The 26,287-nt window shown below is 66.2% G+C and carries 24 protein-coding genes; 15 read left to right on the top strand and 9 right to left on the bottom strand.

What is annotated here, in order from left to right; genetic code table 11:
• Nucleotides 1-72: 72 nt before the first annotated feature.
• Nucleotides 73-2,961, bottom strand: coding sequence for a bifunctional diguanylate cyclase/phosphodiesterase (locus tag F1735_RS08965; RefSeq protein ID WP_167236616.1), 2,889 nt, complete (start codon nucleotides 2,959-2,961; stop codon nucleotides 73-75).
• 153 nt (nucleotides 2,962-3,114) lie between these two features.
• Nucleotides 3,115-3,915 (bottom strand): methyltransferase, encoded by an 801-nt coding sequence (locus tag F1735_RS08960; protein ID WP_167236615.1) that lies wholly within the window; start codon nucleotides 3,913-3,915, stop codon nucleotides 3,115-3,117.
• Nucleotides 3,916-4,081: 166 nt separating this feature from the next.
• On the opposite strand from F1735_RS08960, the gene F1735_RS08955 reads away from it, so the two are divergent.
• From F1735_RS08955 to F1735_RS08930, 6 genes are all read left to right on the top strand, one after another.
• The gene (locus F1735_RS08955) at nucleotides 4,082-4,357 is read left to right on the top strand and encodes a hypothetical protein (protein ID WP_167236614.1); all 276 of its coding nucleotides are present in this window, start codon (nucleotides 4,082-4,084) and stop codon (nucleotides 4,355-4,357) included.
• 17 nt (nucleotides 4,358-4,374) lie between these two features.
• The gene (locus F1735_RS08950) at nucleotides 4,375-5,538 is read left to right on the top strand and encodes a GGDEF domain-containing protein (RefSeq protein WP_167236613.1); all 1,164 of its coding nucleotides are present in this window, start codon (nucleotides 4,375-4,377) and stop codon (nucleotides 5,536-5,538) included.
• Between the two features lie 109 nt (nucleotides 5,539-5,647).
• Nucleotides 5,648-7,105 carry a Ppx/GppA phosphatase family protein gene (locus tag F1735_RS08945; protein WP_167236635.1) on the top strand — a complete coding sequence of 486 codons (1,458 nt, stop codon included), beginning with the start codon at nucleotides 5,648-5,650 and terminating at the stop codon, nucleotides 7,103-7,105.
• A 116-nt stretch (nucleotides 7,106-7,221) separates the two neighbouring features.
• Nucleotides 7,222-10,962 carry an ATP-binding protein gene (locus tag F1735_RS08940; RefSeq protein ID WP_167236612.1) on the top strand — a complete coding sequence of 1,247 codons (3,741 nt, stop codon included), beginning with the start codon at nucleotides 7,222-7,224 and terminating at the stop codon, nucleotides 10,960-10,962.
• A 185-nt stretch (nucleotides 10,963-11,147) separates the two neighbouring features.
• A complete protein-coding gene (locus F1735_RS08935) occupies nucleotides 11,148-11,828 on the top strand; it encodes a hypothetical protein (RefSeq protein WP_229505685.1) in 681 nt (226 codons plus the stop codon).
• Nucleotides 11,829-11,925: 97 nt separating this feature from the next.
• Nucleotides 11,926-12,681 (top strand): GNAT family N-acetyltransferase, encoded by a 756-nt coding sequence (locus F1735_RS08930; protein WP_167236611.1) that lies wholly within the window; start codon nucleotides 11,926-11,928, stop codon nucleotides 12,679-12,681.
• Nucleotides 12,682-12,805: 124 nt separating this feature from the next.
• On the opposite strand, the gene F1735_RS08925 is transcribed toward F1735_RS08930, so the two are convergent.
• From F1735_RS08925 to F1735_RS08900, 6 genes are all read right to left on the bottom strand, one after another.
• Entirely contained in the window at nucleotides 12,806-13,093 is a 288-nt protein-coding gene (locus F1735_RS08925) for a hypothetical protein (protein WP_054263205.1), read from the bottom strand.
• 175 nt (nucleotides 13,094-13,268) lie between these two features.
• The gene (locus F1735_RS08920) at nucleotides 13,269-13,925 is read right to left on the bottom strand and encodes an ABC transporter ATP-binding protein (RefSeq protein ID WP_167236610.1); all 657 of its coding nucleotides are present in this window, start codon (nucleotides 13,923-13,925) and stop codon (nucleotides 13,269-13,271) included.
• A gap of 36 nt (nucleotides 13,926-13,961) precedes the next feature.
• Complete coding sequence (gene phnE, locus F1735_RS08915; protein WP_167236609.1) at nucleotides 13,962-14,753, bottom strand: phosphonate ABC transporter, permease protein PhnE; 792 nt, start codon at nucleotides 14,751-14,753, stop codon at nucleotides 13,962-13,964.
• Complete coding sequence (locus F1735_RS08910; RefSeq protein ID WP_167236608.1) at nucleotides 14,750-15,580, bottom strand: PhnE/PtxC family ABC transporter permease; 831 nt, start codon at nucleotides 15,578-15,580, stop codon at nucleotides 14,750-14,752. The genes phnE and F1735_RS08910 overlap by 4 nt, the downstream gene beginning before the upstream one ends.
• A 14-nt stretch (nucleotides 15,581-15,594) precedes the next feature.
• The gene (locus F1735_RS08905) at nucleotides 15,595-16,410 is read right to left on the bottom strand and encodes a phosphonate ABC transporter ATP-binding protein (RefSeq protein WP_167236607.1); all 816 of its coding nucleotides are present in this window, start codon (nucleotides 16,408-16,410) and stop codon (nucleotides 15,595-15,597) included.
• A 17-nt stretch (nucleotides 16,411-16,427) separates the two neighbouring features.
• Nucleotides 16,428-17,315 carry a putative selenate ABC transporter substrate-binding protein gene (locus F1735_RS08900; protein WP_167236606.1) on the bottom strand — a complete coding sequence of 296 codons (888 nt, stop codon included), beginning with the start codon at nucleotides 17,313-17,315 and terminating at the stop codon, nucleotides 16,428-16,430.
• 137 nt (nucleotides 17,316-17,452) lie between these two features.
• Here F1735_RS08900 and egtD point away from each other — a divergent pair, with 137 nt between their 5' ends.
• Genes egtD through F1735_RS08885 form a run of 3 tightly spaced genes read left to right on the top strand, consistent with a single transcriptional unit; the run spans nucleotide 17,453 to nucleotide 20,558 of the window.
• The gene (gene egtD, locus F1735_RS08895) at nucleotides 17,453-18,418 is read left to right on the top strand and encodes an L-histidine N(alpha)-methyltransferase (protein ID WP_167236605.1); all 966 of its coding nucleotides are present in this window, start codon (nucleotides 17,453-17,455) and stop codon (nucleotides 18,416-18,418) included.
• A 2-nt stretch (nucleotides 18,419-18,420) separates the two neighbouring features.
• The gene (gene egtB, locus F1735_RS08890) at nucleotides 18,421-19,626 is read left to right on the top strand and encodes an ergothioneine biosynthesis protein EgtB (protein WP_373888489.1); all 1,206 of its coding nucleotides are present in this window, start codon (nucleotides 18,421-18,423) and stop codon (nucleotides 19,624-19,626) included.
• Entirely contained in the window at nucleotides 19,623-20,558 is a 936-nt protein-coding gene (locus F1735_RS08885; protein WP_167236603.1) for a YihY/virulence factor BrkB family protein, read from the top strand. Before egtB ends, F1735_RS08885 begins: the two co-directional genes overlap by 4 nt.
• Nucleotides 20,559-21,004: 446 nt before the next feature.
• On the opposite strand, the gene F1735_RS08880 is transcribed toward F1735_RS08885, so the two are convergent.
• Nucleotides 21,005-21,532: a hypothetical protein gene (locus tag F1735_RS08880; RefSeq protein WP_167236602.1), complete on the bottom strand. Its 528-nt coding sequence runs from the start codon at nucleotides 21,530-21,532 to the stop codon at nucleotides 21,005-21,007.
• Nucleotides 21,533-21,909: 377 nt separating this feature from the next.
• Here F1735_RS08880 and F1735_RS08875 point away from each other — a divergent pair, with 377 nt between their 5' ends.
• The 6 genes from F1735_RS08875 (at nucleotide 21,910) to F1735_RS08850 (ending at nucleotide 26,286) form a co-directional block, all read left to right on the top strand.
• The gene (locus tag F1735_RS08875; protein ID WP_167236601.1) at nucleotides 21,910-22,365 is read left to right on the top strand and encodes a hypothetical protein; all 456 of its coding nucleotides are present in this window, start codon (nucleotides 21,910-21,912) and stop codon (nucleotides 22,363-22,365) included.
• Complete coding sequence (locus F1735_RS08870; RefSeq protein WP_167236600.1) at nucleotides 22,358-22,819, top strand: SUKH-3 domain-containing protein; 462 nt, start codon at nucleotides 22,358-22,360, stop codon at nucleotides 22,817-22,819. The genes F1735_RS08875 and F1735_RS08870 overlap by 8 nt, the downstream gene beginning before the upstream one ends.
• Nucleotides 22,820-22,919: 100 nt before the next feature.
• The gene (locus F1735_RS08865; protein WP_167236599.1) at nucleotides 22,920-23,600 is read left to right on the top strand and encodes a haloacid dehalogenase type II; all 681 of its coding nucleotides are present in this window, start codon (nucleotides 22,920-22,922) and stop codon (nucleotides 23,598-23,600) included.
• Between the two features lie 99 nt (nucleotides 23,601-23,699).
• The gene (locus tag F1735_RS08860) at nucleotides 23,700-24,164 is read left to right on the top strand and encodes a hypothetical protein (protein WP_167236598.1); all 465 of its coding nucleotides are present in this window, start codon (nucleotides 23,700-23,702) and stop codon (nucleotides 24,162-24,164) included.
• A complete protein-coding gene (locus F1735_RS08855) occupies nucleotides 24,161-25,054 on the top strand; it encodes a tetratricopeptide repeat protein (RefSeq protein WP_167236597.1) in 894 nt (297 codons plus the stop codon). The genes F1735_RS08860 and F1735_RS08855 overlap by 4 nt, the downstream gene beginning before the upstream one ends.
• Nucleotides 25,054-26,286: an ATP-binding protein gene (locus F1735_RS08850; RefSeq protein ID WP_167236596.1), complete on the top strand. Its 1,233-nt coding sequence runs from the start codon at nucleotides 25,054-25,056 to the stop codon at nucleotides 26,284-26,286. The genes F1735_RS08855 and F1735_RS08850 overlap by 1 nt, the downstream gene beginning before the upstream one ends.
• The last annotated feature ends 1 nt before the right edge of the window (nucleotide 26,287 follow it).

Genomic DNA, 26,287 nt, shown 5'->3' with positions numbered 1-26,287 from the left:
TGGCTGTCAGTCGACGATGATAGTCTATTTTTGAACAAAGATGTCGATTTGTCTACTAATACCACGCGCTCTTTATGCTTCCACCCGTTCCGCATGCCCCGCCGTCAGCGCCAGCGGCAAGCTTTTGTGCTGGCGTAGCAGTTCTTCGAACGCGGACGCCGCCAGCGGCCGGCTGAAGTAGTAGCCCTGCATTTCGTCACAGCCGTGGCGGCGCAGGTAGTCGAGCTGCTCGGCCGTCTCGACCCCCTCGGCAATCACCGACAGCTTCAGGTTGTGCGCCAGCGCGATGATCGAGGCGACAATTGCGGCGTCGTTGGCGTCGCGCGTGATGTCGGAGACGAACGAGCGGTCGATCTTGAGCACGTCGATCGGAAAGCGCGACAGGTACGACAGGCTCGAATAACCGGTGCCGAAGTCGTCGATCGATAGGTTCACGCCGAGCGACTTCATGCTGTGCAGCAGTTCGACCGCCAGGGTGACGTCGCTCATGAACAGGCTTTCGGTCAGTTCGATCTCGAGCAGCGAGGGCGCCAGCCCGGTGCGGGCCAGCACGTCGCTGATGTCGGACAGCAGGTTCGCCGCCCCGAACTGGCGCGCCGACAGGTTCACCGCCACCCGCAGCATGCCCAGCCCCGCGTCTTGCCAGGCTTTGTTCTGGGCGCAGGCGGTGCGCATGACCCAGGCGCCGATCGGCACGATCAGGCCCGTATCTTCGGCCACCGAGATGAAGCGGTCGGGCGCGACCACGCCCAGTTCGGGATGCTGCCAGCGGATCAGCGCTTCCATGCCGACCACCTGGCCGGTCGCCAGATTGACCTGCGGCTGGTAGTGCAGCACGAATTCGTTGCGTTCGAGCGCGCTGCGCAGGGCGCTTTCGATGCGTACCCGTTCCTGCGCTTCGTCGTTCATGGTCGGCGTGTAGAACTGGAAGTTGTTGCGGCCCAGTTTCTTGGCGCGGTACATGGCGATGTCGGCATGCTCGATCAGGCTGTCGGCCGCGGTGTTGTCGGTCGGGTATACGGCCACGCCTATGCTGCAGGTGACGAAAAACTCCTTGGTCCCGAGCGGCACCGGCTGCGCCACTGCGTCCATCAGGCGCTGCACCACGTCCGCTTGCAGGCGTTCTTCGTGCTCGGTGAGGATGACGACGAATTCGTCACCCGACAGGCGCGCCACGGTGTCGGTCTCGCGCAGGGCCGCGCGCAGGCGCGCCGCCACCGTCATCAACACCACGTCGCCGGCCTTGTGGCCCATGCTGTCGTTGACGAACTTGAAGCGATCGAGGTCGATCAGCAGTACCCATGCCGGCCGCTCGCAGCGCTGCGAGTAAGCCACGGCCTGGCTCAGGCGGTCCTGCAGCAGGCTGCGGTTGGGCAGGCCGGTGAGCACGTCGTGCTGGGCGATGTGGTGGATGCGCTGCTCGGTGTGTTTGCGGGCGGTGATGTCGGTGCCGGTGCCCCGGTAGCCGCGGAAGGCGCCATTGGCGTCGAACACCGGTTCGCCGTTGATGCTGAACCAGCGCGCCTCGCCCTGTTCGTCCACGGTTTCGTATTCGAGGTCGGTGAACGGCGCGCGCGCCGCCAGTTGCGCCATGTGCGCCTTGCCCCAGTCGGTTTCGCGCATGCCGGCCACGGTTTCCCAGCGCGTGCGCCCGATCAGGCGTCCGGCCGCCACGCCGCCTTTTTCGCCGACGCCGCCGGTGATGTCGACAAAGCGCAGGTCGGCGTCCTGTTCCCAGTACCAGTCGGACGACATGGTCACCAGCTGGCGGAAGCGCTGTTCGCTTTCCTGCAGGGCCGCTTCGGTGCGGCGCCGCGCCTGCACGTCGTCGATCAGGCGCTGGTTGGAGAGTTTCAGGTCGGCCGTGCGTTCGTCGACCAGCAACTGCACCCGGCGCGAGCGCTGCACCAGGGTTTGCACGAAGGCGCCGATCAGCAGCGTGAACAACAAGCCGCCGGCCAGGGTCGAGATCGAGCCGGGATGGTTGTGCAACAAGGGGCGCGAGGCGGCGCTGACCACCACGTGCCAGCGCTGGCCGGCCACGTCGAGCGCGGCGCTGTGGCGCTCGCGGTGGCCGGAGGTAGTCCATTGGCGCAGCGCACCGGGGGTCGCGCGCTGCCCGGCGGCGGCCTCCAGCCCGGCGCTGGCGTACACCAGGTGGACCGGGTCGGCGCTGGCGCTGGCGTACACCGCCAACTGGATGCCGTGGTCCAGATCCAGGTCGGCGCCGCGCAGGATCTTGGCGACCAGGTCGCGCGCGCGGATGATGGCGGCGGTGTCGCCGATCAGGGCGGCGCGTCGTTCGGCGGCGCTGCCGAGCGCGGCGCCGGGGCGGTACACCGGCATGATGACTTCGAAGCCGCCTTGCGGACGCTGGTCCTGCGCCAGGCTTAGCAAGCCGGTGGCGGCCGCGCGACCGCTGACGGTGGCTTGTTCGAGCGCGTTCATGACCTGCGCGTTGATGCCGGCGTTCAGGCCGAAGGCCGCTTCATTGCCCTTCATCGGTTCGAGGTAGTCGACCATGCTGTACTGCGCGCGCGGCGGCGCCGGGCGGCGTCCCTGCGCTCCCATTTCGGTAATGCGCGTGCCCGGCACGACTTGCTGCAACTCGGCTTCGACCGCCGCGCGTTCGCCGGCGCCGACCAGGCGGTGGTAGTTGAAGGCCTGGATGAAGGGGTAGCGCCGCAGCAGCGGTTGGGTGAAGTCGTGGAACTGGCGGCGAGTGACCGGGTGGACGGTGGCGAACAGCTGGTTGGTCACTGTCAGTACTTCGACCGCTTCGTCGAGCCCCTGGCGGATCGCGGCCACGCGCACGGCGGCGCGTTGCTGGAAGGCGAGCGCCAGCTTGTCGTCTTCGAGCCGGGCCACGACCACGGCCAGCAGGACGGTGGCGGCCAGGCCGCCCCCGATAGTGAGCGCCGCCGCGACGGTGAGCGAGAACGGCAAGCGACGACGCAACATGTCCTGATTCCTAGAGTTGAGCGCGAGAAATAAGAGGGCGAGAACAGCCGGCGCGCCTTTGCGCAGCGACCGATGCGTCGTTAGTTTGTCACAAAATGATGAAAATCGGTAAGTCGATTGATATTCAGCAACTAAAAAGCCACGCAGGCCTTGTCATTTGAAACGTTTGAAGGGGTGTTGCAGCCATGCGACGACGGCGCGCGCCAGCAGGCGGTTCAGTGCGATGCTGCCCAGGCCGCGCCGGCGCGCCACCCAGCGCTGCATGCGCAAGGCGCGCGGCAAAGGCCGGGCCGCATCGAGCCGGGCCGGGGCCTTGACCGCGAACAGGATGTGGTTGTTGCCGGCCATGCGCTCGAACCAGCAGACGCGGTCGTTGAACATCAGGCGCAGGCGCGCCAGCATGCCGGCATAGCGCGGATCGTAGCTGAAGATATTTGCCACCAGCACGCCGCCGTCGCGCAGGGCGCCGCGGCAGTCGCCGTAGAAGCGCGCCGTGCCCAGCGCCGGCGGCAGGCCGGCCGTGTCGAAGCCGTCGACCACCAGCACGTCGGCGCAGGCGCGCGCGCCGGCCAGCCAGTCGACCGCGTCGGCATGCACCACCGTGAAGCGTTCGTCGTCGGGCGGCACGCAGAATTGCTCGCGCAGGGCGATCACGTCGGCGCGCAGTTCGATCACGGTGATGCGCGCCTGCGGAAAATGGCGGTAGCAGAATTTGGCCAGCGAGCCGCCGCCCAGGCCCACCATGACGATGGCGCGCGGGCGCGGCACGAACAGGGCGAAGCACATGATGGCGCGGCAGTAGGCCAGCACCAGCGCTTGCGGGCGCGAGAGGCGCATTTCGGACTGCACGTCGCCGGGCATGAATTCGAGCGTGCGGCGGTCGCCCCGGGTATGCACCAGCGGCGGGGAGGGGGGCGGCGTGGGCGGGCGCGATGGCTCGGTCGGTGGCGGCATGGTACACGGTGGCGGGAGGCTCGTGCGCCAGTATAGCGGCTCGCTGCGCGGGCACGCCACGCGCCCCTGTTGCGCCCCAGCCGTTTCTGATAAGCTGATCCTTGCCCCGGCTGTGTGCGGCCGGCTTCAAGCGGTGCGCCAGCGGCGCGGCCAACCCGGAGAGATTATGTTTTTAGACCACCCCACCATCACCGCCACCAACAGTTTCACCGAGCCCGATCGGATCGAGCGCCTGACCCGGGTCTATGGTTATGTGGTGGCGCTGGCCGACCTTGCCGGCGTCGACGGCTTCATCGAAAAGTTCACCCAGATCCACGACCACAAGGGCACCCTGATCGTGTTCTGGAACGATGCGCCCAACGAGGTGGAAAAGCAGTTCTTCGCGCAAGCCTGGGCCAGCAAGATCGGTGACGGCAGCAGCAACGTCGAACACGAAGTCTGAGCTCCCACGGCGCGGCCATGGACATCACGACGATGTTGTTTGCGCTCGCGCTGGGCAACCTGAGCCTGGCCGCGGCGCTGTTCTTTTACGAGTATGAGCGCGGCAAGTCGCTGAGCTGGTCGACCTGGGCCATCGCCAAGCAATGCCAGGCCGTGGCCTGGCTGCTGTTGTATTTTAACGGCAGCGGCGTGGTGCCCGACGCGGTCGCGATCCCGGTCGGCTATGGCGTGCTGTTCGTCGGCGTGGGCCTGGAAGCGGGCGCGCTGTGGGAGTCGGCCGGACGGCTGGCCTGGCGCCGCATCGCGTATCCGGTCATGGGCCTGTCGGTGGCGCTGTTTTTGGCCTGCTACGCGATCGACGAAGCCGGCATGCGGGTGGTGGCCGGCGCGCTCATCCTGGGCGTCCTGCACCTGGCCGGCGCGGCGGCCCTGGCGCGCGGCTGGCGCGGCGGCAGCATGCTGCACCGCTTCCTGGTTATCTCGATCACCGTGCTGGCCTTGCTGGTGGCCGCGCGCGGCATCCTGGTGCTGACCATGCCCGAGGGCTGGGGATGGTTGAGCAAGGGCTTGCTGCAGGTCCTGACCTCGGCGGCGCTGTACCTGCTGATGCTGCTCAACGGCTTCGGCTACCTGCTGCTGGCGCGCGAGCACCAGCGCGTGGAACTCGATCGCCTGGCGCTGGTCGATCCCCTGACCGACCTGCCCAACCGGCGCAGCTTTTTCGCGGCGCTGGCGCCGTGGATGGCGCTGGCGCGCCGGCCCGGCCAGCCCAGTTCCCTGGTGATGCTCGACTTCGACCAGTTCAAGCGCGTCAACGACAGCTACGGCCATCCGGCCGGCGACACGGTCTTGCGCAGCGTGGCCGAGGTGTGCAAGCGCCAGCTGCGCGACAGCGATCAATTGGGGCGCCTGGTGGGGGTGGAGTTCGCCTTGCTGCTGCCGCGCACCGGCATCGAGGAAGCCATGCTGGTGGCCGAGCGCATCCGGGCGGCGGTCGAGGCCAGCCCGGTCAAGACCGAGCGCGCGATGATTTCGATGACGGCCAGTTTCGGCGTGACCGTGATCCGCCCGGACGACAGCACGGTGAGCCTGTTCAAGCGCGCCGACGAGGCCCTGCGCGCCGCCAAGGAGGGTGGGCGCAACAAGGTGGTGGCGGCGCCGGCCGCCGCGCCGCCTGTGTGAGGCGCGGCAGCGCCGGGGCGCCGGTCATGACGGCGTCATATATCTTTGCTACTGTGATTGGTTTTGCAGCAGGAGAGCCTTGATGACAACAATACAGAAAGAGGCTTCGATGTACGCTGCCGTCGATTTAGGTTCCAACAGTTTTCGCCTGCACATCGGCAAGCACGATGGCGATGCGATCCGGGTATTGAAAAGCGTGCGCGAGCCAATCCGGCTGGCCGCCGGCCTCGATGCGAAGGGCAACCTGACCGAGGCGGCCATGCAGTCGGCGCTGGCCTGCCTGCGCAATTTCCAGGCGGTGCTCTCGGGCTACCGCCTCGACGCCGTGCGCGTGGTGGCCACCTCCACCCTGCGCGTGGCGCGCAACGGCGCCGCGTTCTTGCCGGCCGCCGAACAAGCCATCGGTTATCCGATCGAGATCATCTCGGGCGAGGAAGAGGGGCGCCTGATCTATATGGGCGTGGCCAGCGCGCTGGCCGAGGCGTCCGAGCGGCGCCTGGTGATCGACATCGGCGGCGGCTCGACCGAAATCATTCTCGGGCGCGGCGCCGATATCGAGCGGGTCGAGTCGTTCAGCATCGGCACGGTCAAGCAAAGCCTGTCGTTTTTTGTCGACGGACGGATCGACGCGGCCTCGTTCGAGGCGGCCATCCTGTCGGCGCGCAGCCACTTCGAAGACGCCGCGCCGCCCTACCATCCGCAGTTCTGGAAGCAGGCCTACGGTTCCTCGGGCACGATCCGGGCGATTGCCGACATCATCGCCAAAAACAACCTGGGCGACGGCAAGCTCAGTGGCGCCGGGCTCGATGCGCTCAAGCTGCGCTTCATCGCCTTCGGCCAGGTGGCCCTGATCGACATGCCGGGCCTGCGGCCGGACCGCGCCGGCACCATCATTGGCGGGCTGGCGATCCTGATCGCGCTGGTGCGCGAACTCGATATCGGCGTCATGCAACCGGTCGAAGCGGGCTTGCGCCTGGGCGTGATGTGGGACCTGTACCTGCGCTCGATGCAGCGCGACCGGCGCGAGGAATCGGTGGCGGCGCTGGCGCTCAAATTCCATGTCGACCAGGACCGCGCGAGGCGCGTGGCGCAACTGGCCAGCGACATGTACGTGCAACTCAAGCCGGCCGCCGACGGCTGCGCCAAGCTGCTGCGCTGGAGCGCGCTGCTGCACGAGATGGGCATGGTGGTGTCGCAGACCGGCTACCACAAGCATGCGGCCTACATGATCGAGAACGCCGACATGCCGGGCTTCACCACGCGCGAGCAGCGCATCATGAGCAAGTTGATCCTGGCGCAGAAGGGCAACCTGCGCAAGGTGACCGAGGCGCTGGCCGATACCGACTTCGCCAAGGCGGTACTGGCGCTGCGCGTGGCGATCCTGCTGATGCATGCGCGGATCGACGCCGACGCAGGGGAACTCAAGCTGCGCATGAAGAACCGCATCGACCTCGAGATCCGGCGCGAGTGGGTGGGCAGCCATCCGACGGTGTCGTACTGGATCGAAAAAGAGCAGGAGTGGTGGGACGAAGTCGGGGTCGATTTCAGCGTGCGCAGCGTGGCGTAGTTCCCACGAAGGGCATGGTTAGTTAGGATTTTTGTATCAAACACCTATCGGTGGTGGCATAATTGCCAACGCCTGATCGGAGAACGGCGTTTGTACGACAAAAATAAGAGGTGACCTTGACCCAGGCCCCCGACGGATTTACCGTGATCGACACCTTGCGCGCGGACCTGCAGCCGGTCCTGCTGCGCGCGGTGCGCGACGCCGACCGCCTGCCAGTGCTGCTGGCGGTGCGCGCCGCAGCACACCCTGATGCACCGTGCATGGAACACGAATTCGCCCTTCGCGACTTGCTCGACAGCGCCTGGGCCGCAACGCCGCTGGCGCTGTTCCACAACGGCGCTCACGCCGATGGCGCCAGCGTCACCCTGGTGCTGGCCGACAGCGGCGGCGCGCCGCTCGACCTGCCCGCAAGCCCGCTCGACCTGCCCGATTTCCTGACGCTGGCGGCCGCCATCACGCTGGCGCTGTCGCATGCGCACCACAGTCGCCTGGTTCACCGCGACCTTTCCGCATCCCACATCCTGTTCGACCCGGCCACGGCCGGCGTGCGCCTGACCGGCTTTGGCCGCGCCACCCCGCTCGACGCGCCGGACGACCCGCAGGCGGACCTGGTGCGGCTCGGCCAGGTGCTGTATCACCTGCTCTGCGGCGAGCCGGCGCCCGCCGCGGCCACGGGCGAGGCCGAGGCGCGCGAGCAGGAGCAGCCCCGGCGCCGTGCGGGGGTGGACCGCATCTGTTCCTCGATCGTGGCGCGCCTGCTCGCGCCCGACCCGGCCCAGCGTTACCAGAGCGCGGCCGGGCTGTACGCCGACCTGCAGCACTGCCGCTCGATGCTCGAAGCGCAGGGCCGGGTCGAACCCTTCGTGCTCGGTTGCCACGACGGCGCGCTGCGCGTGCGCATTCCGGCGCAGCTGGTCGGGCGCGCGCCGCAACTGGCGCTGCTGAGCGAGGCGCACCGGCGCGCGGCGGCCGGCGCCGCGCCGCAACTGGTGCTGGTGTCGGGCCGCGCCGGCACCGGCAAGTCGGCGCTGATGACGGCGCTGCGCCATTCCGAGGCGGCGGCCGGGGCCACCGTCATCGCCGGCAAATTCGACCAGCGCCAGCGCGACATCCCGTACGCCTCCCTGGCCCAGGCCTTCCAGTCGCTGGTGCGCGAGCGCCTGCGCGAGGGCGAGGCCGCGCTGGCGCCGTGGCGCAGCGCGCTGACAGGGGCGCTGGGGGCGGACGCGCGCCTGATGCTCGACCTGATTCCCGAGCTGGCGCTGGTGATCGGTGCCCATCCGAGCCCGCCGCCGCTGGCGCCGCCGGAAGCGCAGAGCCGTTTCGACAGCGTGTTCCGGCGCTTCCTGCAAGCCTGCCGGCGCCCCGGCACGGCGCTGCTGCTGTGCCTCGACGACGTGCAGTGGATCGACCCGGCCAGCCTGAAGCTGCTGTCGCACCTGCTCACCCATCCCGGCATGGACCACGTGCTGGCGATCTGCGCGTGGCGCACGCGCGCGGAGGGCGGCGGGCACCCGATGGCGCTGGCGCACGACGCCATGCTGGCCGCCGGCGCCGGGGTGCGCGCCGACGTCAACGAAATCGTGCTCGATGCGCTGGACCGCACGCAAGCCTGCGAACTGGTGGCCGCGGCGCTCGATTGCGCCAGCGCCGAGGCGGCCCCGCTGGCGGCGCTGGTGTTCCCCAAGACGGCCGGCAATCCGTTCTTCACCTTGCAGTTCCTGACCCGCCTCGGCGAAAACCGCCTGCTGCGCTTTAACGACGATTGCGCGCGCTGGGAGTGGGATGCGCAGGCGATCGCCGCGCGCGCGTTTTCCGACAACGTGATCGACCTGATGGTGGCGCGCCTGGGCCAGCTGCCCGGCTGCACCCTGGACCTGGTCAAGCTGCTCGCTTGCCTCGGCCCCGACGCCGGCCTCGACACCATCGCGCTGGTGTCGGGCATGTCGCTGCTCGAGACCGACGAAACCCTGTGGCCGGCCGCGCGCCTCGGCCTGATCGTGCGCGAGCCGGGTAACTACCGCTTCGCCCACGACCGCGTGCAGGAAGGCGCGTACTCGATGATCGCGCCGGCGTCGCTGCCCGAACGGCACCTGCACATCGGGCGCCTGCTGCGCGAGAGCGTGGCGCCGGAGGCGCTCGACCAGCACGTGTTCGACATCGTGCATCACCTGAACCGGGCGCGCGCGGCGAGCGCCGCGCCGCGCGAGCTGCGCGACCTGGCGCACCTGAACGCGCTGGCCGGGGCCAAGGCGCGCAACGCCATCGCCTATGATTCGGCGCGCAATTACTTTAGCCTGGCGGCCGGCCTGACTCCCGCGCGCGCATGGAAAGATGACCTGGACGGGACCTACGCCATGTACGCCGCGCTGGCCGAATGCGAATACCTGTGCGGCCGCCTGGAGCGCGCCGGGCGCCTGTTCGAGCTGCTGGTGGAGCAGGCGCGCTCGCGCATCGACCTGGCCCGGGTGGCCTTGCTGCGCCTGGCCGTGTACCAGCTGCGCGGGCGCTTCGACCAGGCGGTTTCGGTGGCGCTCGAGGCGCTGGCCCTGTTCGGCGTGAGCTTCCCGTCGGCGTACGCCGAAATCGACTGGGCCCTGGGCGAAGAGCGGGCCGCGATTGCGCAGCGGATGGCCGGGCGCGACATCGCCAGCCTGGGCGCGCTGCCGGCGAGCACCGACCCGGAAGTGGCGATCGTGTCGGAACTGCTCTCCGACGTCGGCGCGGCGGTGTTTTCGTCGCGCCCGGAGCTGTACTTCCTGCTGGCGGCCAAGGCGCTCAACCACACGCTCACGCACGGGCGCACCGAATCGTCCTGCATGACGTATTCGCGTTACGCGATCCTGCTGGTGTCGCTGGGCGCGATCGACGATGCATTCGCGTTTTCGGCGCTGGCCATCGAGCAGGTGCAGTTCAACGCGCCGCCGTCCAAGCGCAGCGGGCGCCTGCGCTTCGTGCATGCGGCCTATATCCACTCGTGGCGCGACCCGATCGCCACCAGCGTCGAACCGCTGCGCGATGCGTTTGCCAGCTGCGAACGCGCCGGCGACCTGCCGCATGCCGGCTACGCGGCCCATGTCGCGACCTGGAACGCGTTCGAGGCCGGCCTGCCGCTGGCCACCGTGCGCCAGATGGCGGCGCACTACCAGGGCTTCGCGCGGCGCCACGGCAACCAGGCCCTGCTGCGCCTGTTGCGCGGTTACGAACAACTGGCCGCGACCTTGATCGGCGAGGACGGCGCCGACGATGCCGGCGGCGCGATCGCCGACTTCGGCCAGGGCAGTTTCGGCGCGGCCCGCGCGCGTTACCTGCTGATGCGGCAGGTGGCCGCTTTTATCTTCGGCCGCTACGACGAAGCGCTGGAGGCGGCCGAAGCGGCGGGGGCCAACCTGCATTTCTTCCTGGCCTCGTTCAACGAAACCACCCATCACTTTTATCACGCGCTGGCGATGACGGCGCTGTACCGCGCGGCCCCGCCGGCGCGCCGGCGCCGCCTGCTCGAAGCGGTGTGCGACAAGTACGCGCTGCTGGCCGGGTGGGCCGCGTCGTGCCCCGTCAATTTCGCCAACCGCTATCTGCTGGTGGGCGCCGAACTGGCGCGCATCGACGGCAATCCGGCCGCAGCGATGGATGGTTACGAGGCGGCGATCGCGTCGGCCACGGCTGGCGGTTTCGTGCAGAACGCGGCGCTGGCCTGCGAACTTGCGGCGGCCTGCTGCCGCGAACGCGGCGAGCTCGCCGGGGCGATTGCGTACGGGCGGCGCGCATTGCAGGCCTGGGGCGACTGGGGCGCGCTGGCCAAGGTGCGCGACTTGCTGCGCCGCTATCCAGAGTTGGCGACATCACCTGCAGCGTGACGCAATCCTGAAAATATTTCTTTGTGGAATGTTATCCACGTCAATATTCGAGGCAGGGTGGGGCACGCTGTGCGGCATTGTCTGCCGAGTTGCCGTAATGTTGCATTAACTCAAAAAAGTGCTGCGCGTCGGCAATTGAGTAAATCGTATATACTGTTTAAATCGATATTGAACGGAGTCACTCAATGAGCAAGACAGCAAGCGCAAAAACCAACGGACACGCCATTCCCGACCTGAAAGAGGTGGCCCCGGCCGCACGCGCCACCAGGACGACGCCAAAGAAAGCCGGCGCAACGACGGCGGCGACAAAGAAAACCGGCGCGACGAAAGCGGCGCCGGCCAAGCCGGCCGTAAAGACGCCTGAAGCGCCACGCGCCAAGGCGGCGGCGAAAGCGCCGGCCAAGGCCAGCGCCCGGGCGCCGCTCAAAGCGGCGCCAGTCAAGCCGGCGGCGGCCAAGCCGGTAGCGGCCAAGGCGGCAGCGGCCAAGGCGGTAGCGGCCAAGCCGGTAGCGGCCAAGCCTGCGCCAGCCAAGCCGGCAAGCGCCAAGGCGGCCCCGAAACGCAGCACCGCCACGCCAGCGAAGGCGGCGCCCAAGCAGGCCGCGCCGACGGCCGAGGTCGACGCCGGCGCGCGCGAGAAGGCGCGCAAGCCCAAGCTGGTGCGCGACAGCTTCACCATGCCGGAGCAAGAGTACGCGGTGCTCGGCCAGGTCAAGAAAGCCTGCCTGAAAGCCGGCTTCGAGATCAAGAAGAGCGAACTGCTGCGCATCGGCGTGGCCCTGATCAGCGACCTCGATATCGCGACCTTGCAAAAAGTGCTGTCGAGCCTTCCGCAGCTCAAGACCGGCCGCCCGAAAAGCGAATAAGCCGGCAGCGCGTGTCATCAAGGCGACACGCGCTTGTCACTGGCATGACAAATTGCGCAGTTAGTCTGTGCTTCGTTGCTACTCAAAAGGACGACGCATGCACAAGCTCCATTCCTCTCCCGAGACAAAGTCGGTCGCCCCGCGCCTGATCCTGAGCCTGGCATCGACGCCGGCCGAAGTGCGCGAAGTGCAGCGCCTGCGTTACAAGGTCTTCATCGAGACGATGGGCCTGGCCGCGCTGGTCAACCCCGAGCGGCTCGACCGCGACGAATTCGACGAGCATTGCGACCATCTGATCGTGCGCGACGCCTCCACCCTGAAAGTGGTGGGCACCTACCGCGTGCTCAGTCCCGCCAAGGCACGCCTGGTCGGGCGCCTGTACGCCGAAAACGAATTCGACCTCGGTCGCCTGAACCATCTGCGCAACCGCATCATCGAAGCGGGACGCGCCTGCATCCATCCCAAATACCGGGGCGGCAGCGTGATCATGCTGCTGTGGGCCGGGCTGGCCGACTACATGCGGCGCGAGCGCTGCGATTTTCTGGCCGGTTGCGCCAGCATGAGCGTGGCCGACGGCGGCCACAATGCGGTCGCGGTGTACCAGTCGTTGATCTACAAGCACGCCGCGCCGGCCGAATACCGGGTTACCCCGCATTTGCCGTTCCCGATCCGCGCGTTGGCGCCGGCGGCCAGGGCGCAGGTGCCGGCGCTGGTCAAGGGCTATGTGCGATCGGGCGCGTGGCTGTGCGGCGAGCCGGCCTGGGATCCTGATTTCGAGAGTGCGGATTTGTTCCTGCTGCTGCCGCTGGCGAACCTGGACAGTCGCTATGCGCGGCATTACGGGGTGGCGTAGCTGGCGTCCGCACGGGGGCTCGGTGTGGATGCAGCGCGCTTGCGAAGGGATAAAGCGTTACCATGTGCCGCTACAACGGGCGCCGGACAATGCGCTGCCGGCGCCAGGCAGCATGCTTGACTGCCTAGTGCATTGACGCGTTGGACAAGTCCTTCAAGTCGCGGATGCTCATATCCGACTTTTCGTGCATGCGCAGCAAAATGGTCGCACCCACGGCCAGTTTCCGATGACGGATCTTGCTGATGATTGGCGGCTGCACTTCCAGCACGCGGCACAACTCCGCATCGTTCTTGAGGTTCATCTTTTCGATCAAGGTGTCGAGCAGCTTGTTCGGCACAAAGCTCGATGGTTCGAGCGCTCGAGCGCGGTTCATCGCCTCGATCATTTCCAGTTTCTTTTGCCGTACGTTCATCGTACTCCTCCAAAGATTATTTTTTCATTGATGGGGGACTGATCGACTGTTGGTCAACTTCAACCCGGTTGTTACATTCTGATATATTTCATGCATCACGGGTTTGGTTCGATGATACTACCGAAAGAATATACTCGCAGCAAAGTTGATAAATTAAACGACGGAAATGCGGCTTTTAACGCACATCTTGCACAATTTGCAATCCTGAGCGGGTCAAAATGAGGGTTTTGTCGGCTTGAGCGGCTGCGGCGTGAGAATGTGTGACCATGATGGCGGACGCGCCGCTGGCTTTGACCTCGTTGCGCAGCAAGGCCAAAATGCTGTCGGCGGTTTCGGGATCGAGGTTTCCGGTAGGTTCGTCGGCCAATACCAGGGCCGGGCGATGCACCAGCGCGCGCGCGATCGCCACGCGCTGCATTTCGCCGCCGGAGAGCTGGCGCGGGAAGTCGCCGCCACGTCCTTTCAAGCCGACCGCGGCCAGCATGGCGCCGGCGCGTTCCTGGCTTTGGCCGTTCAGCAGCAGCGGCAGGGCCACATTCTGTTCCAGCGTCAGGTGCGGCAGCACGTGGAATGCCTGGAAGATGAACCCCATGCGCGTGCGGCGCAAGCTGGTGGCGGCGTTGTCGTCGAGCGCCGACATGCTCTGGCCGTCGATCAGGATTTCGCCGCTGTCGGGCGCGTCGAGGCCGGCGATGAGGTTCAGCAGGGTCGACTTGCCGACCCCCGATTCGCCCATGATGGCGACGAATTGGCCAGCCTCGAAATGGTGCGACAGGCGGTTCAGGACCGGGCGGCCGTTGTAGTTTTTGGCGAGATCGCGCAGTTCGAGCATGGGTGTGGTCAGTCCTGTGAATACGATTGGTTACGATTAGCGGGTCAGGGCGCGGCGCAGCGCAAAGCTGGCCGCATCGACCAGCGCCACCAGTAGCAGCATGGCGATGATGGCGGTGGCCGCGCTTTGCATCTGGAACAGCGACAGGTGAAATTTGAGCATCTGGCCAAGGCCGCCGGCGCCGACCACGCCCAGCACGGCGGCGGCGCGGATATTGTTCTCCCAGCGGTACAGGGTGTACGAGAGCATCTGGGGCAGGGTTTGCGGCAGGGTGGCGTAGCAGAACGCGGCGCCGGGCGAGGCGCCGTTGGCAAGCAGCGAGCGTTCCGGGTGCGGGTCGGTGTTTTCCAGCGCGTCGGCGAACAGGCGTCCGAGCACGCCGCTGGTGTGCGCGGCCAGCGCCAGGGTGCCGGCGAACGGCCCCAGGCCGGCGGCCACCAGCAGCAGCGAGGCCCACACCAGTTCTGGAATCGAGCGCAGCACGTTGAGCAGGGCGCGCGAGGCGGTGCGCTGGACGCGGCCGAAGCGCCCCGCGGCCGACATCGACAGCGCCAGGCCGCCGCCCACCGCCAGCAGGGTGCCGATGGCCGACATCGACAGCGTTTCAAGGGCGGCCAGCGCGGTCTTGCGCAAGAATGCCGGCGCGGTCTCGGGCGGGGCGAAGCCGGCCAGGAATTCCATCGTCACGGTGGCCGCGTCGGGCGAGAAAAAGGCCGACCATTCCAGCGGCAGCGAGGCGAAGCTGGCCACCACCAGCGCCAGCAGGGCCGCGCCGAGCAGCCAGGTCGAATACTGGCGTGGCGGCGGCGCGGGCAGGCGGCGCGTCATCCGAGCCTCCGGCGCAGCAGTTTGGATACCCAGTCGGCCAGCGCGACCAGCAGCACGAACATGATCAGCATGGTACACACTTCGCCGCCGGCCATCATGCGGGTCGATTCATCCATGCGCTGACCGAGTCCGCCGGCGCCCACGAAACCGATCACCGCCGAGCCGCGGATGGCGCACTCCCAGCGGTAGACGGTGTACGACACCAGTTCGGCGCCCGACTCGGGCAAGGCGCCGTACAGCAGGGCGGCCAGGCGCGAGCTGCCGTTGGCGAGCAGCGTTTCGGTGGCGTGGGCGTCGGACGATTCGAGGATTTCGGCGTACACCTTGCCCAGCATGCCGCAGTAAGTGAGCGCAATGGCCAGCACGCCGGCGGTCGGGCCAAGGCCCACCACGCGCACGAACAGGATCGCCCAGACCAGTTCGGGCACGCTGCGCAGCAGCACCAGCACCCAGCGCACGACCTGGCGCAGCGCGCTGGCGGCCCAGTGCATGCGCCCCGTGCCCAGGCGCGAGACCGACAGGCGCTCGGTGACGATCAGGGTGGCGGGAATGGCGCCGAGCAGCGCCAGGGTCAGGCCGGCGGTGGCGATGGCCACCGTTTGCCAGGTTTCACGCAGCACCATCGACAAGAACTCGGGCGAATGGGCCGGCGTCAGGAAGCCGGACAGAAAACCGCCGGCAGCCTTCAGGCTTTGCAGGTCGAACAGGATCCACGGTTTGAACTCGCTGAACAGCATGGCGGGCCATAGCAGCGCGGCGCCGATGACGAGCATGGCCACGCGTGCGCGCCATGCCGGGTCCGGATGGTGTTGGAGGGAAGGGGGCATGCGCTGCGGGCAGGCTAAAAGCAGGCGCCGATGGCCAGGCGATCGGGCGTTGGGTGCGTTTCGTGCGGATGCGGCGCGACCGATTCGTTCTGGTACAGGGCGGCGATCATGGCGTCGCTGACGTCGTCGCGCGCGCAATCGAAGACGATGCGGCCGTCGCGCAGCCCGACGATGCGGGCAAAATTGGCGCGCGCCATCTCCACCTGGTGCAGGCTGCAGATCAGGGTGGCGTTGCGCCTTGCCGCCTCCTGCTGCAGGGCCGAGAGGGTCAGTTGCGACAGGGCCGGGTCGAGCGCGGAGAGCGGCTCGTCGACCAGGAACACCTTGGCCGACGAGAGCAGCAGGCGCGCCAGGCCGCAGCGCTGGCGCTCGCCGCCCGACAAGCGGTCGACCCGCGCATACAGTTTGCCGCCAAGGCCGAAGCGGGCCAGCGCATCGTAGGCGGCATCCGGATCGCGCGGCTTGAACAGGGAGGACAGTGCCTGGAGCAGGCTCCAGTGCGGCAGGCGCGCCGCCAGCACCGCGCTGACCACGCGCTGGCGCGGCGGCAGGGGCGGCGTTTGCGGCGCCAGGAACAAATCGGCGCGCAGGCGGTGACGCGCCTTGCCGCTCAAGGACCACGGTTGCCGGCCGAAGGCCTGGAACACGCCGTCGGCCGGCGCGTGGGCGCAGGCCAGGGTGTGCAGCAAGGTGGTCTTGCCGGCGCCGGAAGGGCCGATCACGGCCAGTTGCTCGCCTTGTTCCACCACCAGGTTGATCGCGTGCAAGGCCGGCGCGCGCGTGCCGGCCTGATGCCGCACGGTGAGTTTTTCGAGCCGGTAGGTGGTCATGCGCGCGCTTCGCTAGCTTACTTGAGCAGCTTGGCGCTGCGCGCGGCCGCTTCGATGGCCTTGTAATTGTCGGGCGTGGTCGGCACGAACTTGCTCGCTTTTTGCAGCTCCAGGATTTCCTTGCCTTCAGGCGTGGACTTGTCGAGGGCGAGGAAGGCGTCGGTCAGCTTCTTCTTCATCGCGGCCGGCATGTCGGAGCGCACGCTCCAGTTGTAGTCGAAGTAGCCGGGGGTGGTGTAGAACACGCGCACGGCGGCCGGATCGACCTTCTTCTCGGCGACCAGTTTTTCCCAGACCGAGATATTGAGCGCGCCCGCGTCGACCTTGCCGCCGGCGACAGCGGCCACGGTGGCGTCGTGCGCGCCCGAGTAGGCCACTCTTTTGAGGTCGGCGTCCGGATCGATCCTGGCGGCCAGCAGGTACGAGCGCGGCATCAGGTGGCCCGAGGTCGACGACTCGGAACCGAAGCTCAAGGTCTTGCCCTTGAGGTCATCGAGCTTGTTGATGTCGGCCTTGGTGGTGACGAACACCGAGCGGAAGGCGGTATCTTCCTGGCGCTGCACCAGCGGCGTGACCTGGCCCTTGCTGCGCACATTGGCCTGCACGAAGGTGAAGCCGCCGAACCAGACCAGGTCGAGGCGCTTGTTGACCAGGCCTTCGACGGCGGCCGGATAATCGGTGACCGGGGTGAATTCGACCTTCAGGCCGGTGGCCTTGGCCAGGTAGTCGCCCAGCGGCTTGAACTTGCGCTGCAATTCGGTCGGCGCTTCGTCGGGAATGGCCGACACGCGCAGCACGCCCGGGGTAACCTGGGCGAGGGCGCTGGCGCCGGCCAGCAGCAAGGTGGCGCCGATTGATGCAGCCAGCATGGTGTTAAGGGTGCGCCGGGTGGAGAAATTGGTCATGGTAGCCTGTCCTGGGATGGTCGATGGGGGAGCCAGCCAGCGAGCACGCTTGAACGCCGGGTGGACCGTGAAATACGGGATATTCAGCTATGATAACAAAAACACCCACGCAGCGATTTCGATTGACCAATAAAACTATGCCGACCTCCAGCCTGGCCGATGCGCGCGACGCGCGCTCGGGTGACGCCATCGCCTCCGAACTGCGTGCCGGCCTGCTCGGCAGGGAGGCGGCGATTTCGCCCAAATTTCTCTACGACGCGCTCGGTTCGCGCCTGTTCGAGGCCATTTGCGAGCTGCCCGAGTATTATCCGACCCGCACCGAGGCGTCCATCGCGGTGCGCCACGGGGCCGAGATCGCGCGCGCGGTCGGTCCCGGCGCCACCATGATCGACCTGGGCGCGGGCAACTGCGCCAAGGCGGCGCGCCTGTTCCCGCTGCTGCATCCGGCCCAGTATGTGGCCATCGATATCTCGTACGATTTCCTGCGCGAGTCGATCGAGCGGCTGCAACAGCGCTTTCCGCATATCGAGATGACCGGGCTGGGGCTCGATTTTTCGGAGCGGCTCGCCTTGCCGGGCGTGGTGCGTGCGGAAAAACGGCTGTTTTTCTATCCCGGTTCGTCGATCGGCAACTACACGCCGGAGCAGGCGCGCGCGTTCCTGGGCCGCTTGCGCGACGGCTGCGACGACGATGGCGCGCTGCTGATCGGGATCGACCTGGTCAAGGACGCCGCCACGCTCGACGCGGCCTATGACGACGCCATCGGCGTCACGGCGGCCTTCAACCTGAACATCCTGCGCCACGTGAACCAGCTCATCGGCGCCGATTTCAACGTGGCGCAGTGGCGTCACCGCGGCTTTTTCAACCCCGTTGAGAGCCGGGTCGAGATGCACCTCGAAGCGCGCGAAGCGTTGAGCGTGCGCTGGCCGGGCGGCGAGCGGTTTTTTACGGCGGGCGAGCGTATTCATACCGAGAACAGTTACAAGTACCGCCAGAGCGCGGCGGTCGGCCTGTTGGAGCAGGGCGGATTTCGCAGCGTGCATGTGTGGACCGATCCCGATCAGTGGTTCGCGGTCGTCTACGCGCGTGCGATACCGCGATGAGCATGCGCGACCTATACGACAGCGTACGCAAACGCTCGCTGATGCTGGCCGAGCCGCTCTCGGACGAAGACTGCGGGGCCCAGTCGATGCCCGACGCCAGCCCGGTCAAATGGCACCTGGCGCATACCACCTGGTTTTTCGAGACGTTCATATTAGAGCGCTTCGAAGAAGGCTTCGCGCCGTTCCATCCGGCCTTCCGGGTCTTGTTCAACTCCTATTACAACGGCATCGGCGAGCGCCATCCGCGCGCCCAGCGCTCCTTGCTGACCCGTCCCGCCATGCGCGAGGTGCGCGCTTACCGCGCCGATGTGGATGCGCGCGTGGCGCGCTTGCTGGCGGCGCAGCCGGACGACGACCTGCTGCGCCTGCTGGAACTCGGTTTGCAGCACGAGCAGCAGCACCAGGAACTCATTCTCACCGATGTGAAGCACATGCTGGCGCAGAACGCCATGTGGCCCGCGTATATCGATAGCGCGCTGCCACGCTCGCCATCGGCCGCGCCGCTGGCGTGGATCGCTTTTGACGGCGGCCTGGCCGACATCGGCCATGCGGATGCCGGTTTTTGCTTCGATAACGAACTGCCGCGCCACCGCCAGTATGTGGCGCCGTTTGCGCTGGCCTCGCGCCTGGTCACCAATGGCGAGTACCTGGCCTTCATCGAGGCCGGCGGCTATCGCGAGCCGGCGCTGTGGTTGTCCGAGGGCTGGGAGCGCGTGTGCGAGCTGACACTGGCGCACCCGCTGTACTGGCAGCGCGACGCGCACGGGCAGTGGCACGAATTTACCCTGCACGGCATGCTGCCGCTCGATCCTGCGCGGCCGGCCACGCATCTGTCGCTGTATGAAGCCGACGCCTTCGCGCACTGGATGGATGCGCGCCTGCCGACCGAGGCCGAGTGGGAAGTCGCCTGCGCCGGCATCGGCACGCTCACGGGTGGCTTGCATCCGGCATGCGCGCCGCAGGGCGAGGGTTTGCGGCAGATGTTCGGCGCGTGCTGGCAGTGGACCAGCAGCAGTTACGCCCCGTATCCCGGCTACGCCTGCGCGCCCGGCGCGCTGGGCGAATACAACGGCAAATTCATGCTCAACCAGTACGTGTTGCGCGGCTCCTCGTGCGCCACGCCGCCGGGGCATGCGCGCGCCAGCTACCGCAATTTCTTCCCGGCCGGCGCGCGCTGGCAGTTCACCGGCATCAGGCTCGCGCGATGAAGGGCACCAGAGGTTTGCGCTTGCGTATATTGAACCGCCGGGCCAACGCGTATGTGCTCGGCCATCCGCTCGAATTCGCATGGCGCACGCTCAAGGGCTTCAAGGCCAACCAGGGCTTGCTGCTGGCCGGCGCGGTGGCCTATTACGCGCTGCTGTCGATCGTGCCGTTCCTGATGCTGGTGGTGGTGGCGCTGTCGCACTTCATCGACCAGGCCGAGTTGCTCTCGACCCTGGGGCGCTACCTGGAGTGGCTGGTACCGGGGCAGTCGAAAGCCATCGTGGGCGAACTGGCGCACTTCATGGACGATCGCGACCTGGTGACCTGGGTGCTGTTCGCCAGCATGCTGTTTTTTAGTTCGCTCGCCTTCACCGCGCTGGAAAACGCGATGAGCGTGATCTTCCATCACCGCGTGGCGATCCGGCGGCGGCGCTTTTTGATATCGGCGATCCTGCCTTACTGTTATATCCTGGCGCTCGGCGCCGGCATCATGATCGTCACCCTGGTGGCGGGCACCTTGCAGGTGATGGGCGAGGAGAGCGTACACTTCCTCGGCTACGAATGGTCGCTCGGCGGCGTCTCGGGCGTGCTGCTGTATTGCCTGGGGCTGAGCGGGGAAATCCTGGTGCTCAGCTCCATCTACCTGGTGATGCCGGTGGGGCGCTTGTCGCTGTCGCACGCGCTCATTGGCGGCGTGACGGCGGCGCTGCTGTGGGAAATCGCGCGCCATGTGCTGGTCTGGTATTTTTCGACCTTGTCGCAGGTGAATATGGTGTACGGGTCGATGACGACCGCCATCGTGGTCATGTTCAGCCTGGAGATCGGGGCAACCTTGCTGCTGTTCGGCGCGCAGGTGATTTCGGAATACGAGCGGGCCGGGCGCAATGAGCAGAACAAGGAGCCGATTCCGATGACGACCCGGCCGGCGGATTGATCGGTTGCGCAAGACTGCGACAAGAAGATAGCGAGAATATGGCGACAAGATGGCGATAATGTTTGCTGCATCGCACAAGCGTGTGCTACACTACGTTCAGTGGTGAGGTTCAAACGAACCGAAACCCTATCCGGAGCCTGCACCGCCGCGCAATATGTGTAATGTCGCAAGGTAGATGGTCGCAACCGCCTGGATTTGTAATTCCGAATACGGTAGTCGATTTACACGTCAGGGCACCACGCAGATAGCATGGGCGTCTGGGACACGATTAAAGCATTGGTACTACATTGGATTAGAGCTCGCTTCGGCGGGCTTTTTTTTCGTCCGTTTTTGACTTCAGGATGCGCGCATGGTGAGCAGGGCGATGCCCCGGCGCCGGCAGAGCGCTGTCGATGGGGCTGTCAGGGACGCGGCGCCAGGACGCGCCCCGGCCATCGTTCACGAACTCAGGCGGAAAACGTCGCCCGTCCCGGCGCCGCGCCGGCCGGCAAGCCGGGGTTCTGCAGCGGCAGGCCGAACTGCTCGAACGGAATGTCGCTCATGAAGGTCCACCAGGCGGAATGCACGATGCGGGCATCGCTGACCGGGTCGTCCGCCGGCACGCGTTCGATGTCGAATGCGCAGTCGATGCTGCAATCGCAGTTGGCGGCGGCCGTCAGGCCGCGCCAGTCGGGCGGCGGCGTCATCTTGTTCAAATGCGCCGATACGCCGACCATCCTGGCGCGCAGGCCGGTGCTGGCGGTCCAGTCGATGTCGCAGGTGTTGAGCCATGCATGATAGATCTGGGTGGTTCCCAGTTCCTTGCGCAGGCAGGCCATTTCGTGCTCGCTCATAAAACCATCTTGCTTGAGTGCCCAGAAGGTGCCGGTTTCTTGCCAGTAGGCGACCGCCTTGAGGGTTGCGCTACCGCTGCGCGCGCCGAGGGCGCGGGTGACTGCAGCTTGCAGCTCGGCTTTGTTGGAATAATCTGGCATGGGGTTCTCCGTTTCGACGTCATTCGTATGGGGTCAACATGCAACGCTTACTCGGATTCTTCCCGGGTTTGCTCCGGTGAGGGCGATGCCGGACTGTGGCTCGCCTGGAAGCGCATGCTTGTAACATGATCTATATCAAGTTCCGTGCCAGCGCCGGACCGGGCTGGATTTTCGCTCCCTGCCCGGCGGCGTGGCAAAATGCCGCTGCGCGAGCGTGTCAACATCGCTCTTTTTACATGCAAGCGATTACACCTGATTGTAAATATGATCCAGTCTGGCGTGTGGCTTTACATGCAGGCGCTCGCTGCCAGCAGCCCACTTTCCTTAACCAGCTTCAGGCCCCTGAAGCACTGCGACGAATGCGTAAGCCAAAGCTCATGATTGCAGAAACCTACCCCAGGCCCGAATTGATTCTCGCCGTCACCTGTTCACATTGCTCACAGGAAGCCTCGGTCTCGGTTGGCTATGGCGACCACGCCGGCACCCTGCGCATATGCGAGGAATTCCATTGCGTTCACTGCGGGCAGAGGTGGCATGGGGACGACACGGGATTCCTGCAGCCGGGGCCACGCGCGCGCATGCTCGAGGCATTCGGCGAGTGGACGGTCTCGATGGGGCGGGCCAGGTCGACATTCGACGCCGTCAAGGTGCTGCGCGCTGCCCTCGGCCTCGAACTGCTCGCCGCATATGCCTTGCTCAAGCATGAATCGGGGATCGTGTTCTCCGGGACGGTGCAAGAGTGCGAGTGGCTGACGCGATTGCTGGAAAAGGCTGGGGAAAGCCCGATGATGAACGCGCTGACGCCGATGTCGGAGAGCTGCCGCAATGGGTAATATGCCGTTGATATTTGACGCGACGACGTATGAGTATCTGAGAAAAATGCGATGGACCCCGCATCGCGAAGTTCTTCCGGCACCATTTCTCGCCTGCCTGGTCGCCGACGGCTATACGGTATTCCCTAAGGCAAAACAGTTCTTTCAGCGCTTTGGCGGACTGGGGGGCGACATGCCCGCGTACCGGCTTGAGGGTGCGCTCGATCGTATCGATTTCGATCCGGCGCGTGCCATCGCCTGTACCTGCCGCGAGACGGTGCGCGGGTACGAAGCGCGGGTGCGGGAACAACTGGCCGTGATCGGCATGGCGTATGACGGCTACATGACCTTGCTGTTATCCGAGTCCGGTCGCATGTTCGGCGGCTACGACGACTTTCTGTGCCTGATCGGTAGCGATGTGCAGGACGGCATGAACACGCTGTTCAACCGGCGCCAGATGCCGGAATTGCCGTAGGCGTACGGTGCCCTCCACCGAATACAACAGCGCGCGCCCCGCAGGCAGGAAGTTCTCCTCGAAAATGGTACATTGGCTGTGACGACAGAGGAGAGCGCCCATGCCAAACATCCACGCGATTATCTTCGACCTGTACGGCACCTTGTACGACGTGCACTCGGTGTCCCAAGCCTGCGAGCACGCCTACCCCGGCCATGGCGAGGCCATCGCCCGCCTGTGGCGCCAGACCCAGATGGACTACACCTGGCTGCGCAGCCTGATGGAGCGCTACGCCGATTTCGACACCGTCACCGAAGACGCCCTGCGCTTTACCTGCGCCAAACTGGGCCTGCCGCTGCTGGCCGGCACCGTGCGCCAGCTCAGCGAGCAGTACCTGCGCCTCGCCCCCCATCCCGAAGCGCCGGCCACCCTGCGCCGCCTGCACGACGCCGGCGTGCCGATGCTGATCGCCTCGAACGGCTCGCGCCACACCATCAACCAGGTGGTGGCGAACTCGGGCCTGAAATGGGCCTTCGACCAGTTCGTCAGCGTCGACGAGGTCGAGGTGTTCAAGCCGCACCGCAAGATTTACCTGCTGGCCGAACAGCGCGCCGGCTATCCGCGCGAGAACATTCTCTATGTCTCCGCCAACGGCTGGGATGCGAGTGCGGCCAGTTTGTTCGGCTTTCCGGTATGCTGGGTCAATCGCGATGGCGGCCCGCTCGACGAGCTCGGTGCCACGCCCGCCGTCATCGTGCCCGACCTGGCCGCGATGGCCGACTGCTTGCTCGCCCTGCGCTGACGCCCGCATCGAGCAGATCACTGGAAGGCGGCGCGAAACTTGCGTATGATGCGGATTCTGTTTCGCCCCACCATTAATTACTTACTCCATCCAACAGCCATGCGCGAAAGCCTGCTCACTCCGTCGCTCTCGCCCTCCGCAGCGCCAGCTGCCAAGCTGTATTCGCTGCAATCGTCCTTTGTGCTGGCGTTTTTCGGCGGGCCGTTTGCGATCATCCTGTATTCGGCGCTCAATTCCTGGAAGCTCAGGCGGCCGCTCGACGCACTGGTCTACCTGGCCGGCCTGGCACTGGCTGTGACTTATCTCGCCGCCATGCTGACCCGGTATGCGCCGCTCGTGAGCCTGATCGATGTCATCGGCAACAGCGCCGGCGAGGCCTTGTGGCGCGCGCTGGCGCTGGCGTTGACAGGCATTGTGTATCTCCTGCATCGCAAGCAACACCGTTCCGCCGCCTTGTTCGGCGCCACGTCGCCGTCGCCATGGATTCCGGCGATTGCCTGCGCCGTCCTGGCGTACGGCATGAAGAAAGCGGTGCAGTTCTACGTTGTGGCTGGCCTCGCATGAACGATCATGGTGTGTTATCGGCGCGCGATTACAGCCGGCGCGTGCAGGGCTTGATCGAGCGTAACCGCTATGCGCAAGCGCGCGATGAGCTCGGCGAGGCGCTGGCCCGGTATCCCGACGACAGCGACCTGCTGTACGGCGCGGCGCTGCTCGATTACCTGACCGGCCAAGGGGAAGACGCGCGCATTGGCTTGCTGCGCGTGCTCAGCCGCGAGCCCGGCCATTTCGCGGCCCGCTCGCTGCTCGCCACCGTGTACCAGGACAGCGGCGAACTGCCCGCGGCCGAAATGGTGCTGATCGAGCTGCTCAGGGATTACCCCGAGTCCGGCCATCACTACGCGCGCTACGCCATGCTGATGTACCGCACCATGCACCTCGACAAGGCCAAGGCGCTGGCGCACGAAGCGCTGCGCCTCGACCCGGACGATGAACTGGCCCTGATCGCCTGCATGATGGGTGACCTGATCGACGGCCGCAAAGGCGCCGAGCAGGAGCGCCTGGCCGCCTTGATGAGCCGCCATCCCGAAAGCGCGGGCACGGCCCACATGCTGATCACCCATCTGGTGCGCCGTGGCCAATACCGGGCCGCCAAGCGGATTGCCATCGAACTGTTGAAACTCAATCCAGGCTCGCGCGAGATCCTTGCGCTGGTGGTCGAACTCGATGCCCTGAGCCACTGGAGCATGTTGCCGTTGTGGCCGTTCAACCGCTGGGGCTGGGCGGCGTCGGTCGTCTTGTGGGTGGTGACGGTGGCCGTGTTCAGTGGCGCCGGCAAGATTGCCCCGCATATCCTCGGTCCGCTCAATATCCTCCTTCTCGGTTATTGTGCGTACTCCTGGATTTTCCCCTCTATGCTCAAGCGCTGGCTGAAACGCCGCGCAGGAATTTGATGACCATGACTATCTCGCGTGAACAATACGAAGCGTCGCTGGTAAGCGATCCGTTCAATACTGCCAACCGGCTCGCCTATGCCCGCCTGCTGCTCGACGAACACGATGCCGCCGCCGCGCTGGTGCAGTTCGAGCTGGCCGAACGGCAGTCGCCCGGTGCGGCCGCCTCGAGCGGCAAGGCGCAAGCCTTGCTGGCGCTGGAGCGCAACAGCGATGCGCTGGCCGCCTACGGCCGCGCGCGCCAGCAGGACGGCTTCGTGCCGGTGCCGGCGCTGGAACAGTTGCAGCAGAGTGCGCGTCCGGCCTCGGGTCCGGCGCTGTCGCTGGTGGGGCAGAGCGCCAACGTGGTGCCGCTCAAGCCGCAAGCGCCGGACGCGGTGCGCTTTGCCGATGTGGGCGGGATGGAAGAGTTGAAGAAGATGCTGCGCTTGCACATCATCGAGCCGTTTTTGCGGCCGTCGCTGTTTGCCAAATTCAAGAAGCAGGGCGGCGGCGGGATTTTGCTGTACGGCCCGCCGGGCTGCGGCAAGACCATGATCGCGCGCGCGATTGCGAACGAGTGCAATGCCTCCTTCGTGTCGGTCGGTATCAGCGAAGTGTTGAATATGTGGATGGGCGAGAGCGAGCGCAACCTGGCGCAACTGTTCGACAAGGCGCGCGCGCAAAAGCCGTGCGTGCTGTTCTTCGACGAGCTCGATGCGCTGGCGTTTTCGCGTTCCAAGGCACAGAGCGAACACAGCCGCACGATCGTGAATGAATTCTTGTCGCAGCTCGACGGTTTCGAGCGCGACAACCGCGACGTGCTGTTCCTGGCGGCGACCAATATGCCGTGGGATGTGGACCAGGCGATGAAACGCACCGGGCGCTTTGCGCGCCAGCTGTTCGTGCCACCGCCGGATGCCGAAGCGCGCAAGCACATCATCAACATCAAGCTGCGCGAGGTGCCGGTGGAAGGCGTGGATATCGATGCCCTGGTGGCGGCGACGCCGCATTTTTCGGGCGCCGATATCGATGGCGTGATCGACCTGGCCAAGGAGAGCGCGATTCACGATATTCTGTCGGGCAATCCGGAGCGGCCGATCGGGCCGGGCGATATTGCGTATGCCTTGGATGCGATGCAGCCGTCCACGGTGGAATGGCTGAAAACGGCGCGCAATCTGGTGCGCTACGCTGGCAGCGACGACAGTTATCGCGATGTGGAAAAGTATCTGAAGAAGACCAAGTTCATTTGAC

Origin of the sequence: Massilia genomosp. 1 (genome assembly GCF_011682185.1) — a bacterium.
GTDB lineage: Bacteria > Pseudomonadota > Gammaproteobacteria > Burkholderiales > Burkholderiaceae_D > Telluria_A > Telluria_A rubra.
Note: the sequence above shows the minus strand (reverse complement) of the source record. Positions and strands in the feature narration are given on the sequence as shown.

Excerpts from the sequence above, each read along its gene's own strand:
- F1735_RS08960 (WP_167236615.1), bottom strand. The coding sequence starts at position 3,915 with ATGCCGCCACCGACCGAGCCATCGCGCCCGCCCACGCCGCCCCCCTCC.
- F1735_RS08880 (WP_167236602.1), bottom strand. The coding sequence starts at position 21,532 with ATGCCAGATTATTCCAACAAAGCCGAGCTGCAAGCTGCAGTCACCCGC.
- F1735_RS08865 (WP_167236599.1), top strand. The coding sequence starts at position 22,920 with ATGCCAAACATCCACGCGATTATCTTCGACCTGTACGGCACCTTGTAC.
- F1735_RS08965 (WP_167236616.1), bottom strand. The coding sequence starts at position 2,961 with ATGTTGCGTCGTCGCTTGCCGTTCTCGCTCACCGTCGCGGCGGCGCTC.
- F1735_RS08855 (WP_167236597.1), top strand. The coding sequence starts at position 24,161 with ATGAACGATCATGGTGTGTTATCGGCGCGCGATTACAGCCGGCGCGTG.
- F1735_RS08925 (WP_054263205.1), bottom strand. The coding sequence starts at position 13,093 with ATGAACGTACGGCAAAAGAAACTGGAAATGATCGAGGCGATGAACCGC.
- F1735_RS08860 (WP_167236598.1), top strand. The coding sequence starts at position 23,700 with ATGCGCGAAAGCCTGCTCACTCCGTCGCTCTCGCCCTCCGCAGCGCCA.
- F1735_RS08950 (WP_167236613.1), top strand. The coding sequence starts at position 4,375 with ATGGACATCACGACGATGTTGTTTGCGCTCGCGCTGGGCAACCTGAGC.
- F1735_RS08910 (WP_167236608.1), bottom strand. The coding sequence starts at position 15,580 with ATGCCCCCTTCCCTCCAACACCATCCGGACCCGGCATGGCGCGCACGC.
- F1735_RS08870 (WP_167236600.1), top strand. The coding sequence starts at position 22,358 with ATGGGTAATATGCCGTTGATATTTGACGCGACGACGTATGAGTATCTG.
- F1735_RS08935 (WP_229505685.1), top strand. The coding sequence starts at position 11,148 with ATGAGCAAGACAGCAAGCGCAAAAACCAACGGACACGCCATTCCCGAC.
- egtD (WP_167236605.1), top strand. The coding sequence starts at position 17,453 with ATGCCGACCTCCAGCCTGGCCGATGCGCGCGACGCGCGCTCGGGTGAC.
- F1735_RS08945 (WP_167236635.1), top strand. The coding sequence starts at position 5,648 with ATGTACGCTGCCGTCGATTTAGGTTCCAACAGTTTTCGCCTGCACATC.
- F1735_RS08955 (WP_167236614.1), top strand. The coding sequence starts at position 4,082 with ATGTTTTTAGACCACCCCACCATCACCGCCACCAACAGTTTCACCGAG.
- F1735_RS08905 (WP_167236607.1), bottom strand. The coding sequence starts at position 16,410 with ATGACCACCTACCGGCTCGAAAAACTCACCGTGCGGCATCAGGCCGGC.
- F1735_RS08875 (WP_167236601.1), top strand. The coding sequence starts at position 21,910 with ATGATTGCAGAAACCTACCCCAGGCCCGAATTGATTCTCGCCGTCACC.
- F1735_RS08920 (WP_167236610.1), bottom strand. The coding sequence starts at position 13,925 with ATGCTCGAACTGCGCGATCTCGCCAAAAACTACAACGGCCGCCCGGTC.
- F1735_RS08900 (WP_167236606.1), bottom strand. The coding sequence starts at position 17,315 with ATGACCAATTTCTCCACCCGGCGCACCCTTAACACCATGCTGGCTGCA.
- F1735_RS08850 (WP_167236596.1), top strand. The coding sequence starts at position 25,054 with ATGACCATGACTATCTCGCGTGAACAATACGAAGCGTCGCTGGTAAGC.
- F1735_RS08930 (WP_167236611.1), top strand. The coding sequence starts at position 11,926 with ATGCACAAGCTCCATTCCTCTCCCGAGACAAAGTCGGTCGCCCCGCGC.
- F1735_RS08885 (WP_167236603.1), top strand. The coding sequence starts at position 19,623 with ATGAAGGGCACCAGAGGTTTGCGCTTGCGTATATTGAACCGCCGGGCC.
- egtB (WP_373888489.1), top strand. The coding sequence starts at position 18,421 with ATGCGCGACCTATACGACAGCGTACGCAAACGCTCGCTGATGCTGGCC.
- phnE (WP_167236609.1), bottom strand. The coding sequence starts at position 14,753 with ATGACGCGCCGCCTGCCCGCGCCGCCGCCACGCCAGTATTCGACCTGG.